15 protein-coding genes are annotated in these 14,417 nt (G+C 73.8%); 7 read left to right on the top strand and 8 right to left on the bottom strand.

Annotation, left to right across the window (positions count from 1 at the left end; translation table 11 throughout):
* Positions 1-177: 177 nt before the first annotated feature.
* Positions 178-339 carry a hypothetical protein gene (locus tag ACIBL4_RS34825; RefSeq protein WP_399415782.1) on the bottom strand — a complete coding sequence of 54 codons (162 nt, stop codon included), beginning with the start codon at positions 337-339 and terminating at the stop codon, positions 178-180.
* A 399-nt stretch (positions 340-738) separates the two neighbouring features.
* On the opposite strand from ACIBL4_RS34825, the gene upp reads away from it, so the two are divergent.
* Entirely contained in the window at positions 739-1,374 is a 636-nt protein-coding gene (gene upp, locus ACIBL4_RS34820) for a uracil phosphoribosyltransferase (RefSeq protein ID WP_037671908.1), read from the top strand.
* Positions 1,375-1,393: 19 nt separating this feature from the next.
* Here the strand turns inward: upp and ACIBL4_RS34815 are convergent, their stop codons facing one another.
* From ACIBL4_RS34815 to ACIBL4_RS34790, 6 genes are all read right to left on the bottom strand, one after another.
* Positions 1,394-2,011: a LytR C-terminal domain-containing protein gene (locus tag ACIBL4_RS34815; RefSeq protein ID WP_399415897.1), complete on the bottom strand. Its 618-nt coding sequence runs from the start codon at positions 2,009-2,011 to the stop codon at positions 1,394-1,396.
* Between the two features lie 119 nt (positions 2,012-2,130).
* Positions 2,131-2,427, bottom strand: coding sequence for a type II toxin-antitoxin system VapB family antitoxin (locus ACIBL4_RS34810; RefSeq protein WP_003991361.1), 297 nt, complete (start codon positions 2,425-2,427; stop codon positions 2,131-2,133).
* 389 nt (positions 2,428-2,816) lie between these two features.
* Positions 2,817-2,969 (bottom strand): hypothetical protein, encoded by a 153-nt coding sequence (locus ACIBL4_RS34805; RefSeq protein ID WP_399415781.1) that lies wholly within the window; start codon positions 2,967-2,969, stop codon positions 2,817-2,819.
* A gap of 69 nt (positions 2,970-3,038) precedes the next feature.
* The gene (locus ACIBL4_RS34800; RefSeq protein WP_399415780.1) at positions 3,039-3,320 is read right to left on the bottom strand and encodes a hypothetical protein; all 282 of its coding nucleotides are present in this window, start codon (positions 3,318-3,320) and stop codon (positions 3,039-3,041) included.
* A gap of 346 nt (positions 3,321-3,666) precedes the next feature.
* Positions 3,667-4,260, bottom strand: coding sequence for an HhH-GPD-type base excision DNA repair protein (locus ACIBL4_RS34795; protein WP_399415779.1), 594 nt, complete (start codon positions 4,258-4,260; stop codon positions 3,667-3,669).
* Between the two features lie 57 nt (positions 4,261-4,317).
* Complete coding sequence (locus ACIBL4_RS34790) at positions 4,318-5,043, bottom strand: siderophore-interacting protein (RefSeq protein WP_399415778.1); 726 nt, start codon at positions 5,041-5,043, stop codon at positions 4,318-4,320.
* Positions 5,044-5,124: 81 nt separating this feature from the next.
* On the opposite strand from ACIBL4_RS34790, the gene ACIBL4_RS34785 reads away from it, so the two are divergent.
* The 4 genes from ACIBL4_RS34785 to ACIBL4_RS34770 all read left to right on the top strand — a co-directional run bounded on the left by ACIBL4_RS34785 (position 5,125) and on the right by ACIBL4_RS34770 (position 10,348).
* Positions 5,125-7,212, top strand: coding sequence for a penicillin acylase family protein (locus tag ACIBL4_RS34785; RefSeq protein ID WP_399415777.1), 2,088 nt, complete (start codon positions 5,125-5,127; stop codon positions 7,210-7,212).
* Positions 7,205-7,813 (top strand): GNAT family N-acetyltransferase, encoded by a 609-nt coding sequence (locus ACIBL4_RS34780; RefSeq protein WP_399415776.1) that lies wholly within the window; start codon positions 7,205-7,207, stop codon positions 7,811-7,813. Before ACIBL4_RS34785 ends, ACIBL4_RS34780 begins: the two co-directional genes overlap by 8 nt.
* Positions 7,810-8,295 (top strand): cupin domain-containing protein, encoded by a 486-nt coding sequence (locus tag ACIBL4_RS34775; RefSeq protein WP_399415775.1) that lies wholly within the window; start codon positions 7,810-7,812, stop codon positions 8,293-8,295. The genes ACIBL4_RS34780 and ACIBL4_RS34775 overlap by 4 nt, the downstream gene beginning before the upstream one ends.
* 202 nt (positions 8,296-8,497) lie before the next feature.
* Positions 8,498-10,348, top strand: coding sequence for a copper resistance protein CopC (locus ACIBL4_RS34770; protein ID WP_399415895.1), 1,851 nt, complete (start codon positions 8,498-8,500; stop codon positions 10,346-10,348).
* Here the strand turns inward: ACIBL4_RS34770 and ACIBL4_RS34765 are convergent.
* Complete coding sequence (locus tag ACIBL4_RS34765; protein ID WP_399415774.1) at positions 10,248-11,216, bottom strand: DUF72 domain-containing protein; 969 nt, start codon at positions 11,214-11,216, stop codon at positions 10,248-10,250. The two genes, ACIBL4_RS34770 and ACIBL4_RS34765, sit on opposite strands and share 101 nt — an antisense overlap.
* 184 nt (positions 11,217-11,400) lie before the next feature.
* Here ACIBL4_RS34765 and ACIBL4_RS34760 point away from each other — a divergent pair, with 184 nt between their 5' ends.
* Positions 11,401-13,932, top strand: a complete 2,532-nt coding sequence (locus ACIBL4_RS34760) for a SpoIIE family protein phosphatase (RefSeq protein WP_399415772.1) — start codon at positions 11,401-11,403, stop codon at positions 13,930-13,932.
* A gap of 13 nt (positions 13,933-13,945) precedes the next feature.
* Positions 13,946-14,413, top strand: coding sequence for a DUF4383 domain-containing protein (locus ACIBL4_RS34755; RefSeq protein WP_399415770.1), 468 nt, complete (start codon positions 13,946-13,948; stop codon positions 14,411-14,413).
* Positions 14,414-14,417: the final 4 nt, after the last annotated feature.

Genomic DNA, 14,417 nt, shown 5'->3' with positions numbered 1-14,417 from the left:
GGCGTTCAGGGGACGTCTTCGGCTCCCTGTGTCCGGCAGATCTGCTCGCACGCTCGTTGCCGCCACCTGCGGATCGTACGCGGCTTTCCCCCGCTCCACGCACGGGCCACCTCGACAACGTCCGCGCGGTTCGTGATCTTCCCTGGAGGTTTCATCGGGGGTTTCCCCGGGCGTTTCTTACCAGCGGAACGTGCGCATGCGCATCGCGTGCCGCAGCCGGGCCACCTTGACGCGGCGCGGCTGGACGCGGTCGCGCAGCTCCCGGGCCTCGGCCAGATCCCGCAGGAACCGGGCGCGCCGCCGCCGCCGCTCGGCGTCGGTCTCGTCCGTCCCGTCCACCGGCTCGGCCTGGACGGTGCGGGGAGGCGCACCGGACCTACGGCTCTCACCGGCCGCAGCGGCTGCACCGGCCGCACCGGCCCTGCTGGTCGTACCGGTCCTGCTGGTCGTACCGGTCCTGTCGGCAGCACCGGTCCTGCCGGTCCTGCCGGACCTACGGGTCTTACCGGTCCTGCCGGTCTCGTAGGCCCCGGTCTCGTATGTCTCCGCGGCCGGCGCGGGCCGTGCGCGCGGCGACGGATCGTCTCGGTAATCCCGGTCGGGCATCAGGCTCACCACCCCCAGTCCGTCTCTACCGCTTTCCCCCGGACGGGCGGTTTGACTCCGGCGCATGGGTGACGGCCGGACGGCGGGCTTGCCGTGCGGCCGGGGTGAACGGGCCCGGTTACTGTTGTCGGCATGCGTCTCCACGTCGTCGACCACCCTCTGGTCGCCCACAAGCTCACCACGCTGCGCGACCAGCGCACCGACTCCGCGACCTTCCGCCGTCTCGCCGACGAGCTGGTCACCCTGCTCGCCTACGAGGCCACGCGCGACGTGCGCACCGAACAGGTCGACATCAAGACGCCGGTGGCCACGACCACGGGCGTCAAGTTGTCCCACCCGCGTCCGCTGGTGGTGCCGATCCTGCGGGCCGGCCTCGGCATGCTGGACGGCATGGTCCGGCTGCTGCCGACCGCCGAGGTGGGCTTCCTCGGCATGATCCGCAACGAGGAAACGCTCCAGGCCTCCACGTACGCCACGCGTATGCCGGAGGACCTGTCGGGCCGTCAGGTGTATGTGCTGGACCCGATGCTCGCCACCGGGGGCACGCTGGTCGCGGCGATCCAGGAGCTGATCCGGCGCGGCGCCGACGACGTGACCGCCGTGGTGCTGCTGGCCGCGCCGGAGGGCGTCGAGGTCATGGAGCGCGAGCTGGCGGGCACCCCGGTGACGGTCGTGACCGCGTCGGTCGACGAGCGCCTGAACGAGCACGGCTACATCGTGCCGGGCCTCGGCGACGCGGGGGACCGGATGTACGGCGCGGCCGAGTAGGTCCCGCGGCCCGGGCTGCTCAGCAGCCCTTCTTCGACGACGGCGCCGGCTCGGGCGTGGCCAGCTTGGTCAGGGCCCGGTCGGCGTCCGGCTTCTTCGCCAGCTCCTTGAAGCCGTCGCCGATGACGAGGTCGAGGGCGGTGCCCTTGCGGGCCGCCTCGGTACGCCGTTCGGCGCCCGGGAGCTGGGTGCCGAGCACCGGCAGCGAGGTGTCGAGGGCGGAGGCGGGGCCGAGCAGCACGCCGGTGCCCTTGACCTTCTTGTCGTACTGCTTGGTCGCGTTGCCCACGTCGCCGATCTTGAAGCCGCGCTTCTTCAGCTCGTCGGCGGTCTTCTTCGCCAGGCCGCTGCGGGTGGTGGCGTTGAGCACGTTGACCGTGATCGTGCGCGGTTCGGGCAGGGCCTTGGTACGGGGCGAGGGGCTCGCCTTGGTCTTCGGGGCGCAGTCCGTTCCGCTGCCGGCCGCCGAGGCCTTCTCGCCGCCGCCGGTGAAGACGTCGATGAGCTGCCACGTGCCCCAGCCGCCCACGGCGAGCACGGCGGCGGAGACGACGACCAGCCCGACGAGCCTGCCGCGCCGCCGGGGCCGGCGCATCCGCGGGTACTTGTTTCCCTTGATGCGGTATTTGCCGCCCATGCCGGGGGGAGTCAGCATGCTCATGAGCGCAGCGTAGTGCGCCTGAGCGACGATGCCTACTAGATGATCATTCGACGTCGCCCGGCAGACCCGAAAGGGTCAACCCGTGACCGGCGGGGTCAGTCGAGCTCGAGCACGCGCGCGTGCAGCACCTGACGCTGCTGGAGCGCCGCCCGCACCGCGCGGTGCAGGCCGTCCTCCAGGTACAGGTCGCCCTGCCACTTCACGACGTGCGCGAAGAGGTCGCCGTAGAACGTGGAGTCCTCGGCGAGGAGCGTCTCGAGATCGAGCTGCTGCTTGGTCGTCACGAGCTGATCGAGGCGGACCGGGCGCGGCGCGACGTCCGCCCACTGCCGGGTGCTGTCCCGGCCGTGGTCGGGGTACGGCCGGCCGTTTCCGATGCGCTTGAAGATCACACGGAAAGCCTACCGGGCAGGACCTTCCGGGCGCAGCCGTGGCGACGGAGTGCGACGCCGAAAAAAACCCCACAAGGCGGTATGAACCGGGAACCGGGGCGTGAATATGCCGGAGCGCGAGACCGTGCCGGCGGCCCCGCGCGCCCGAGGCAGGCCGGTCGGCTCCAGGCCCGCGCCGCCGCGGCGTTCCCGGAGTGGATCACGCAATGCGTGCGCCTGACTCGCCCGAAAGGGGGTCGGCGCGGACTGGATGGCAGATCACGCGCTCGCTCATCCGGACGGCCCGGCGACCGGGCGGCGGAGGCGCCGGCCTGGCCTCGGCCTGGCCTCGGCCTGGCCTCGGCCTGGCCGTCACCGCCTCCGCCTCCGCTTCTGCCTCTGCGGCTCGGTCAGCCGCGTTCCCTCTCCTCCGGGGTCTGCTGCCGCTCCCGCGTCTTTGGCCCGGACGGGGGCTGAGGCTGGGGCCGGGACGGCTTGGGGGTGTTGCGGACGGCCTCGGCGCGCAGGAGGGCGCGCAGGACCGCGTACGGGTCTTCCAGCATGGCTGTGTTCCTCGTTCCGTGTTGCTGCGCATGGCCGCGTACGGGCTTACGGACAGGTGTCCGGTCCCGTCAGCAGCGCAGGACCTCGGAACGCAGGGGTCGGGGGTTGTGCCGTGGGCCCGGCGGCACGGGCACGGGGTGCGGCGCGGTGTACGCGGGCCCGGAGTTCGGGAGCGGGGCGGGGCGCAGGGGGACGGCGGTGCGCCGGGCGCCTCTGGCCGGTGGGCGCAGGGCGGTGTCGAGGACGTCGCACTCGACGGCCGTGCTCTCCGCGGAGACGGCGGCCGTCGGCCCCGCGTGCGCCTCGGCGTGCGCGCCGGGGACGAGCAGGGCGAGCAGCAGGACGAGCACCCGCGGCCACGTCCTTCGACGGGTGGCGCGGGGGGCCGGCTGCGGTGCGGGGTTCACGGGAGGTGGTTCCCCGTCGTGGGCACGCGGTTCATCCCGCCGGCTGCGAGTTCCGCTCGCTCGGCGTACGACGACCCCGGTTACGCCGGGCGATGACGTGGGGCCCCAAGTCCCGGGGCGGGCCGGGCGCGTGCCGGTGGAAAGGGCCGCGCTCCGGACCCCGGGGGGAGCCGCTCGATGGCTCGCTCATGATCCATGCTTGGCCCGTCCGGGAGGCTCCCGCCACCTGGGACGGGCCGCGCGGCTGATGGCCACGGGGGCCGGGGGCTGGGGCCGCCCCCGCGGTCCGCTACTTGCCCGTCGCCTTCGCCGCCTTGGCCGCTGCCTTCATTTCCTGTTTGTGGGCCCGGACCTTCGCCAGCGACTCGGGGCCGGTGATGTCGGCCACCGAGCGGAAGGACTTCGGTTCGCCGTAGGAGCCCGCGGCCTCCTGCCAGCCGGGTGGCCGCACACCGAGCTGCTTGCCGAGCAGGGCCAGGAAGATCTGGGCCTTCTGCTTGCCGAAGCCGGGCAGCTCGGCCAGCCGTTTCAGGAGTTCCTTGCCGGTGGCGGCGTCCTTCCAGACGGCCTCGGCGTCACCGTCGTAGTGCTCGACGAGGTACTGGCACAGCTGCTGGATCCGCTTGGCCATGGAGCCCGGGTAGCGGTGCACCGCGGGCTTCTGGGAGAGCAGCGCGGCGAAGGCCTCGGGGTCGTGCGCGGCGATCTCGTGCGCGTCGAGGTCGTCCGTGCCGAGCCGCTGGGCGATGGTCGCCGGGCCCTTGAACGCCCACTCCATCGGGATCTGCTGGTCGAGCAGCATCCCGACCAGCGCGGCGAGCGGACTGCGCCCGAGCAGCGCGTCGGCCTCCGGGTCCTGGGCGAGGTGAAGAGTGACGTCCATGCCCCGATCATCCCTCGGGGCGAGCCGGGCCGCGTCCGGAGGCCCGCCCGCCCGGGCCTACGACGTCGCCCGCCAGTAGCCCAGTGCGTGCACCCGCTGCTTGGGCAGGCCCAGTTCCTTGCGGACGTAGGCCGCGAGCGACCGGGTCGTCGTCGTGTCACAGGCGATCCAGACGTACGGGTCGGACGTGTCCTGGAGCAGGCCGGGCAGGTCCGTCTTCACCTGCTCGACCAGGTGCGCGCCGGCGTCCTGGCGCGGCACCTTGCGCAGCTCGTGCCGGGCCGGGTCGGTGCGGAACGGCAGATCGTCGTCGCCGCCCTCGAACCAGACGGTGGCCTTCGCGGGACCCAGCGCGTCCAGCAGGGAGTTGATGGCCGGCAGCGAGGCCGGGTCGCCGACGGCGAAGACGTGGGAGGGAGCGGGGTGGGGGTGCTCGAAGCCGGTGCCCTGGACCGTCGCCTCTATGGTGTCGCCCGGCTTCGCCGCCCTGGCCCAGTCGCTGGCGCAGCCCTCGTGCAGGGCGAACTCCAGGCTGAACGTCCCGGCCGCCGGGTCCGGGTCGACCAGGGTGTAGGCCCGCTGGTGGGGCTTGCCCGCGTTGTCGAACCACAGCCGTACCCACATGGTCGGGTGCACGCCGGCCGCAGCGAGCAGACCGCCGTCGGTGAAGCGCAGCCGCCGGTAGTCCGGGGTGACGTCCTCCGCGTCGGTCACGGTGAACACGAAATCCTTCGCGCGCAGCAGCCTGAGGACCGCGCCCTCCCAACCCCGCCCCTGCCCCATCCCGTATTCACCCTTCGCGTACGATTTCCGCCACAGCTCTGACTTAGGCAAGGCTAACCTAAAGGAAAGTGGGGGCACAGCGTGGCCACCGAGATCTACCGCGACGCCTGGGGCATTCCGCATCTGCGCGCGGGCAGCGCGGCCGAACTCGCCCACGCCCAGGGCCTCGTCACCGCCCGCGACCGGGCCTGGCAGCTGGAGGTCGAGCGGCACCGGGCCCAGGGCACCTCGGCGTCCTTCCTCGGCAAGAGCGCCCTGCCCTGGGACCGGTTCGCCAGACGCGCCGGACTCGACGACACCGCCAGACGCTGCTTCACGGACCTGGAGAGACGGGACCCCGAGACGGCGCGGTGGGTGCGCGCGTACGTCGACGGGGTCAACGACGGGCTCGCCGACGGCACCGCTCCCGAATTCGCCCACACCGGTCTCGCCCCGGGCCGTTGGCACCCCTGGACCCCGCTCGGCGTCTGGCTCGCCACCCACATCCTCTTCGCCGGGTTCCCGGCCAAGCTCTGGCGTGAGCAGGTCGCGGCCCGCCTGGGCGCCGACGCCATCGGCCTCTTCGCCACCGACGGCCCCGGCACCTCCGGCAGCAACGGCTGGCTGGTGAGCGGGGAGCGGACCGTCACCGGGCGGGCGGTCATCGCCGGTGATCCCCACCGCTGGATCGAGGACCCGGGCGTCTACCAGCAGATCCGCCTGTCCTGCCCGGAGTTCGACGTCGTCGGCCTGGCCGTCCCGGGTGTCCCCGGCATCGCCCACTTCGGGCACACCGGCACGGTCGCCTGGGCCATCACCAACGCCATGGCCGACTACCAGGACCTGTACCGGGAGCGGCTGCGGCGCACCGGCGCCGGGGTGGAGGCCCTCGGCCCGGACGGGGTCTGGCACCGCGCCGCCCGGCACACGGAGGTCGTCGAGGTGGCGGGCGAGGAGCCGGTCGAGGTCGAGGTCATCGAGACCGACCGGGGCCCGGTGGTCATCGGCGGTCCCGAGGGGCTCGACGGCGAGCCGACGGACCCGGTCGGCCCGCCCGTCGCGATCAGCCTGCGCTACCCGCCCCGCGTCACCGGCGACCTCGGCTTCGGTGCCCTGCTGCCGCTGCTGCGGGCCCGCCGGGTCGCCGACGTGGACCGCGCGTTCGACCGCTGGGCCGAGCCGGTCAACGTCGTCCAGGCCGCCGACACCGAGGGCGGCGTCCTGCACCGCGTCGCCGGGCGGGTGCCGCTGCGCGCCGAGGCCAACCGCCTGCGCCTGGTACCCGCGTGGGAACCAGGGCACGAGTGGCGGGGCTGGCAGGAGACGCCGCGCGCCGGGCTCACCGACGGCGTCGCCGTCATGGCCAACCAGCGTGGTCCGGCCGCACCCCTCGGTGTCGAGTTCGCCCCGCCCCACCGTCACGACCGCATCGCCGCGCTGCTCGCCGGCAAGGACCGCTGGTCCGCCGCCGACATGCCCGCGATCCACACGGACACCCACCTCGCCTCCGCGTCCGCCCTCCTGGACCATCTCCGGGCCCTCGACGCCCTCACCCCCGAGGCCTCCGCCCTCCGGGACCGCCTCCTCGCCTGGAACCGCCGCATGGACGCCGGCAGCGCCGACGCCACCCTCTACTCGGCCGTGCGCGGCGCGGTCGTACGGCAACTGGCGGCGCACCCCGCCTTCGCCGCACTCACCACACCGCCGCCGTATCCGGAGGTGTTCCAGCCCTGGCTCGCCCTCCTCCCCCGCGTGGGCTTCGCCCTCGAACACCTGCTGCGGGCCGAGGAGCTGTACGGCATCGACCGCCCGTCGGCCGTGCGCGCGGCGGTCGAGGAGGTGGCCGCCCGGCCGCCCGCCGGTGTCTGGGGCGACACCCACCGGCTCGCCCCCTGGCGGGCACGGGAGCCGGAGACGCCGTACGACGAACCGGGGCTGTCCGGCGACCACGACTGCGTGCTGTGCACCTCGGGCGTGCCCGGCCTCACCGACCGCGCCGCGCGCGGCCCGGCGGCCCGGTACGTCTGGGACCTGGCCCGGCGCGAGGACAGCCGCTGGGTCGTCCCGCTCGGGGCCTCGGGCGTCCCCGGCTCACCCCACCACCGCGACCAGCTCCCCCTGTGGCTCGCCGGCGACCTCGTCCCGGTCGTCACCGACTGGGCCCTGCTGAAGAAGGAGACCGATGTCTGACCCGTACGCCTCCCGCACGGCCGTCCACGAGCAGGTGACCGACGGCTTCGGCACCGTCCGCTTCCTTCCCCTGGACCCGGAGGCCGACGCCGGGACGGTCCACCGCTGGGTGAGCGAGGACCGGGCCGCCTTCTGGGGCATGACCGGCCTCACCGAGCGTCAGGTCGCCGGGATCTACGCCCACATGGACACCCTCACCACCCACCACGCCTACCTCGTCGTCCGCGACGGCGAGCCGGTCGCCCTCCTCCAGACCTACGAGCCCGAGGCGGACCGCGTCAGCGAGTGCTACGACGTCCGCCCCGGCGACATCGGCGTCCACCTGCTGCTCGCCCCCGCCGGCCCGGGCGGCGCACGCTCCGGCTGGACCGCACGGCTCGTGACCGCCGTCGCCCGGTACGTCCTGCTCGGCCTGGACCGCCGGCGGATCGTGGTCGACCCGGACGTCCGCAACGAGAAGGCGGTCGCCCGTTTCCTCAGGACGGGCTTCACGGCGGGGCCGGTGGTGGTCCTGCCGGAGATCGACCTGCCGGACGTGTACCTGCCCGAGAAGAAGGCCCAGCTCGCCTTCCTCGACCGGGAGATACTCTTCCCCGCGTGACGCCCGACGACCTCATCGCTCACTACGGCCTCGAGCCGATCCCCCGCGAGGGCGGCCTGTTCCGCCAGACCTGGGCCGGTCCCGAACGCCCCGACGGCAGGCCGGAGGGCACGGCGATCGTCGCCCTTCTGACAGCGGGACCCGACGACTTCTCCGCCCTCCACCGCCTGCCGACCGACGAGATCTGGCACTTCTACCTCGGCGACCCCCTCGAACTCCTCCTGCTCGCCCCGGACGGCAGCACGCGGACGGCCGTCATCGGACCGGACGTCCTCGGCGGCCAGCACGTCCAGTTGACGATCCCGGCGGGCACGTGGATGGGCGGCAGGGTGCGCGAGGGCGGACAGTGGACCCTGTTCGGCTGCACGATGGCTCCCGGCTTCACGTTCGAGGGCTATGAACACGGGGACGCGGCGGAGCTGACGGCGCGCTATCCGGCAGAGGCGGACCGCATCCCCGGGCTGTGCCGACCTGCTTCTTAGGGGCGCGGGGCTGTGCCGATTTGCGGCTCCGCCGCGCGGGCGCGAACAACCCCCACACACCCGCACCCGCCGAACAACAACCACCACCCCCTCGCTGAGCGCTCCACAACTCCCATCCGTACATAGCCGGGAGCCGTACAGCCCGACCCCGGAGACCCACGTGGAGCGCAATGTCGGACACCCCCGGCGATTCCAAGCCCTGGTGCTGCTCGGCACCGTGCTGGTACTGCTCCTCGCAGGAGCAGCCCCCGCCTCGGCCCACGCCGCCCTCCGCAGCACCGACCCCGACGACGGGTCGGTCGTCCAGGAGGCCCCCCGCCACCTCACCCTGACGTTCACCGAGTCCGTCGGCCTGCTCGACGACTCCTTCCGGGTCTTCGGCCCGGACCAGCGCCGCGTGCACACCGGCGAGGCGCGGCACGCGGACGGCCGCTCGGAGACGGCCCGGGTCGGCCTGCCCGGGAAACTCGCCCGGGGCACCTACACGGTGGCCTGGCGGGTGGTGTCCGCCGACAGCCACCCGGTCTCCGGCGCCTTCACCTTCTCCGTCGGCAAACGGTCCGCGACGACCGCGCCCGTCGACACCGGCCCGGACGAGGACCCGCTGACCGGCGGTCTCTACGACGCCGCCCGCTATCTCGCCTACCTCGCCGCCGCTCTGCTCGTCGGCACGGTGGCGTTCGCGCTCCTGTGCCGCCCCGCGGACACCTCTCCGCTGCGCAGACCACTGGTGGCCGCCTGGTGGACCCTGCTCGGCTCGACGGTCGTCCTGCTGTTGCTGCGTGCCCCGTACGAGACGGGCGCGGGCCCGGCCGCGGCCTTCGACCTCTCCGTCCTCGAACGCACGGTGACCGGCCGCCCGGGCCTGGCCCTGCTCGCCAGGCTGGCCGTCCTCCTGCTGACCGCCGCCTTCCTGCTGCGGCTGTCCCGGCACCGCGACCACCGGGAGCCCGTGTTGCGGGCGGTGGGTGCGACCCTGGCCGTCGCCCTGGCCCTGACCTGGGCGGCGGCCGAGCACGCCTCCGCCGGGATCCAGGTGCCGCTGGCGATGACGTCGTCCGTGCTGCACCTGGTCGCGACGGGCGTCTGGCTCGGCGGCCTCGTGGCGCTGCTGCTGACCCTGCGCCGGGCCTCCGTCGACGCGCTGACGGAGGTCGTGCCCCGCTTCTCCCGGATCGCCTTCGCCTGTGTGACCGTCCTGGCCGTCACCGGCCTCTACCAGTCCTGGCGCGGCCTCGGCTCACTCGCCGCGCTGACCGGCACGTCGTACGGCCGGCTGCTGCTGGCCAAACTGGTCGCGGTGACCGCGCTGCTGCTGGCGGCCGGATACTCGCGCCGCTGGACGGCTCGCCTCGCGGCCCCGTCGGCCGCCGTCACGCGGACGGCCGTACCGGAACGGGTCGCACAGCCGGTCGGAGCCGGGGCGCCGGCCCAGCCGGAGGGGCCGGAGGAGCCCGGCGAATCCAGCGCGGCAGGAGAGCCGGAGAAGCCGGACGTGCCGGAGAAACGGGAGGGGGCGTCCGAGCCGGCTCCCGAGTCCGGCGACCCGGACATCCGCCGTCGCGGTCTGCGCCGCTCCGTCCTCGTCGAGGTCGCCGTCGCCGCCGTGGTGCTGCTGATCACGACACTGCTCACCACCACGCTGCCGGGCCGCGCGCAGGCCGAGGCCGCGCAGCGGTCCCCGGTGGGTGCGCTGCCGCCCACGACCCTCGCCTCGGTGCCCTTCGACACGGGAGGCAGCTCCGGCACCCTGTCCGGCCGCGGCACGGTGCAGGTCACCCTGGACCCGGCCCGGGTCGGCGAGAACGGCGTCCAGGCCGTGGTCTACGGCGCCGACAAGGGGCTGATCGTCGTCCCCGAGGTCCGCATCACCTTCACCCTTCCCTCCCGGAAGGTCGGCCCGATCGACGCCGGACTCACCGACGTCGGCGGCTACTGGAGCGCCGACTCCGTCAATCTGCCCCTCGCCGGGACGTGGACGATGAAGACGACCGTGCGGGTGTCGGACGTGGACCAGGTGACGGTGGAGAAGCAGGTGCGGATCGTGCCCTAGGCACCCTCGGTGCCGTCGGCGGGTCGCCGTCCAGGAGCCGCGTCATGCACTCGGCGGCGCGGACGGCGGCGTCGCCGCAGCAATTGTTGAACAGGACGTGGACCTGTCCGGTCCGCTCGGCCAGCCCGCGCACGCGGGGCAGCCACTCGGCGAGTTCGTCCTCGCCGTACGCGTACCGGAACCGGTCCTCCTTGCTGCCGGTCCCCCAGGCGGTGCTGCGTCCGTGGAACCGTACGACGGACAGCCGGAGTGAGGTGACGGGGGTGACGGGCGGCATCGACGAGGGCAGCGTCTGCGTCATGTCGACGGCGACCGCGGCCATGCCGAGCCGGGTGAGCAGCGCGCACGTCGCCTCCGCCCGGCCCGGCTCCCACCACGAGGGGTGCCGGAACTCCACGGCGAGGGGCCACCCGCGCGTCCGCTCGGCGCACTCCTGGAGGAAGGCCTCCGCCCGCGCCCCGGGCCGGAACCACGGCGGGAACTGGAACAGCACGCTCCCCAGCCGCCCGGCCCGCCGCAGCGGCTCGATCCCGGCCGTGAACCGGGCCCACACCTCGTCGAGCACGGCAGGGTCGCGATGGTCGGCCGGCAGCCCGGCCGGCATTGCCGCCTCCCGGGTGGGGTGCCCGGTCAGCAGCGAGAAGGCCTTCACGTCGAACACGAACCCGTCCGGTGTCCGCTCGGCCCACAGCCGGCTGTTCCGCTCGCTCGGCAGCGCGTAGTAGGAGGCGTCGACCTCGACCACCGGAAAGCGCTCGGCGTAGTGCCGTAACCGCCCCTCCGCGTCCCGCCGCCCCGCCGGATACCAGCCGCTGCCGACCAGGGCCCGGTCGGTCCAGGAACACGTGCCCACCAGGATCTCGCCCATGGGGCACCGGTTACCCGGGCGGGGCGGCGGCAGGCTCCCGGCCGGGCCGCGGCAGCAGGGTAAGGGCCGTCACAATCGGGGTAATCAGGGGATAGGTCACATATCGGATGACTGCCTTCCGAGTCTCCGGAGCACCGCAGTTCCCTGCCAGAGCAGACTCCCCGCCAGAGCGAGATGACCGATCATGGAGCAGCCCGTCACCGCCGGCCGGGCCGGCCACCGGGCCGACCGGTCGCTCGGAGCGGAACCCCGAGTCCCCCCGGTCCCCCAGGCTCCCGAAGCCCCCGACGTCCCCGAAACGCCGGAGGCCCTCGCGGAGCTCGTCGGCGAGTCCCTCACCGCCCGCGTCACCCTCGACGAGCAGGGCAGGGTGACCGGCTGGAACACGGGCGCCGAGCGGCTCCTCGGGTACTCGGCCCGGCAGATGACCGGCCGCCCCGCCGTCGATCTCCTGGCCGAGCCGATCCCGGCCCGGGGCGGCGGACTGCCCGCGCTCGCCGGCCTGCCCCGGTGGAACGGCGAGGTCAGGCTCCGGCACCACGACGGCCGGAAGGTGACCGTCCCGGTCCTCGCCCACCACAGGACGCCCGGCACCGGCGCCCCCGCCTGGCTCCTCCTGTCCGCCCTGACCCACGGGCAGCCCCGGCCCAGCCTCGACGAATCCCTCGTGAGCTGGAGCTTCACCCAGTCCCCGTGCTGCGCCCTGGCGCTCTACGACACCCGGCTCCGGCTCCGCCGGGCCAACGAGGGCATGCAGCAGGCCATGGCGCTCACCGAGGAGGAGATGCTGGGCCTGCGCGTCTCCGAGATCGTCGACAACGAGGCCGGTGAGCGGGCGGAACGCAGCATGGCCCGGGTGCTGCGGACCGGTGAGCCGCAGTACGAGGAGAACTACCTGCGCGCCCCGGGCGAGACCCGCGAGCACGCCTGGTCGGTCTTCGAGTCCCCGCTGCGCGACGCCGAGGGCACGATCCAGGGCGTCTGCCTCTCCGCGCACGACATGACGGAACAGTTCTGGGCCCGCAAGCGGCTCCAGCTGATCGCCGAGGCCGGCCGGCGCATCGGCGGCACTCTCGACGTGCGGCGCACGGCCGAGGAACTGACGGACGTGATCGTCCCGGCCCTGGCCGACTTCGTCAGTGTCGATCTGGTCGCCGCGCTGGACGACCTGCCCGAACCGCCCGCCCGGGTCCTTCCGTCGGACGGGCCGCTGCTGTTGCGGCGGGTGGCGCTGCGGTCCGTGATCCCGGGGGCCCCGGAGGCGGTCGTGGCGGCCGGCCAGGTGGACTCCTACCCGGAGGGTTCGGCGCCCTACGAGAGCCTGCGCGCGGGACGCCCCACCCTGCACGAGGTGACCGACCCGGCGTTCACGGCCTGGCTCGCGCACGCCCCGGAGCGTGGCGAGAGGATCCGGGCGTTCGGCATCCACTCTGTACTGACCGTGCCGCTCACCGCCCGCGGCACCACGCTGGGAGTCGCGTTCCTCCTGCGGCACCGCAACCCCGAGGGCTTCCGGCACGACGACCTGGTGCTGGCCGGGGAACTGGTGGCCAGGGCCGCGGTCAGCATCGACAACGCCCGCCGCTACACCCGGGAGCGCAACACGGCCGTCACGCTCCAGCGCAGCCTGCTGCCGCGGCGGCTGCCCCGGCAGGCGGCGGTCGAGGTCGCCTCCCGCTACCTGCCGGCGGGCGGGCACGCCGGCGTCGGCGGGGACTGGTTCGACGTCATCCCCCTGTCCGGAGCGCGAGTCGCCCTGGTCGTCGGTGATGTCGTCGGCCACGGCCTGCACGCCTCCGCGACCATGGGCCGGCTGCGGACGGCCGTACGCACCCTGGCCGACATCGACCTGCCGTGCGACGAGCTCCTCACGCACCTGGACGACCTGGTCGCCCGGCTGAGCGTGGAGGGGGAGGACGGGGAGGACGGCGAGACCTCCGGGGACGTGGGCGCGACCTGCCTGTACGCCGTGTACGACCCCGTGTCGCGGCGCTGCTGCTTCGCCGGGGCCGGGCATCCGATGCCGGCCGTGGTGCGGCACGGCGGGAGGGCCGAGCTGATCGACCTCCCGGCCGCGCCCCCGCTCGGCATGGGCAGCCTGCCCCATGAGGCCACCGAGGTGGTCCTGCCCGAAGGCAGCCTGCTCGTCCTCTACACCAACGGCCTGATCGAGAACCGGGACCGGGACCCCGACGCCGGCGTCCACCGGCTGCGGGAGGCCCTCGCCCGCCCGGCTCTCTCGCTGGACGCCCTGTGCGACCGCGTGCTGGCCGACCTGCTGCCGCAGCGCCCGGCCGACGACGTGGCCCTGCTCGTCGCCCGCACCCGGGCGCTCGACGCGAGCCAGGTCGCCACCTGGGCGGTGCCGGACGACCCGTCCGCGGTCGCCCAGACCCGCAAGGACGTGGTGGCGCAGCTGGAGAGGTGGGGGCTGTCCGACGCGGTCTTCGTCACCGAACTGGTCGTCAGCGAACTCGTCACCAACGCCATCCGGCACGCGCAGCCGCCGATCCAGCTCCGTCTGATCCACGACAACACCCTGATCTGCGAGGTCTCCGACGGCGGCAACACCGCTCCCCACCTGCGGCGTGCCCGGACCTACGACGAGGGCGGGCGCGGCCTGCTCCTCGTGGCCCAGCTGACCGAGCGCTGGGGCACGCGCCAGGGCGCCGCGGGCAAGACCATCTGGGCGGAACAGACACTGCCTCTCCCGTGAGGATCCACCGGCCATGACCACACACCCTTCCCACCGGGCCGCCGCGGCACCCGTGCAGCGGGCCGCCCAGCTGGTGGGCTTCGTCTTCCTCCTGGTCGGTGTGCTGGGGTTCATCCCCGGCGTCACCACCGACTACGGCTCGATGGAGATCGCCTCCCACGAGTCGGGCGCCGAACTGCTGGGCCTGTTCCAGGTCTCGGTCCTGCACAACCTCGTGCACCTGATCTACGGTCTGCTCGGCCTGGCCCTCGCCGGCACGGCCGCCGGAGCGTACTCGTACCTGCTGGTCGGCGGCGCGGTCTACCTGGTGCTGTGGGTCTACGGCCTGTCCGTCGGCCACGACAGCGACGCCAACTTCGTCCCCCTCAACGCGGCGGACGACTGGCTGCACTTCGCCCTGGGCATCGTGATGATCGCCCTGGCTCTGGCCCTCGGCCGCCGCCGCCCGGCCCGCACCTCCCGCACCGGCGCGGACCGGTAGGCAT

Source organism: Streptomyces sp. NPDC050416 (genome assembly GCF_044458845.1).
Taxonomy (GTDB): Bacteria; Actinomycetota; Actinomycetes; order Streptomycetales; family Streptomycetaceae; genus Streptomyces.
This window is presented reverse-complemented; position numbering and strand designations above follow the sequence as displayed.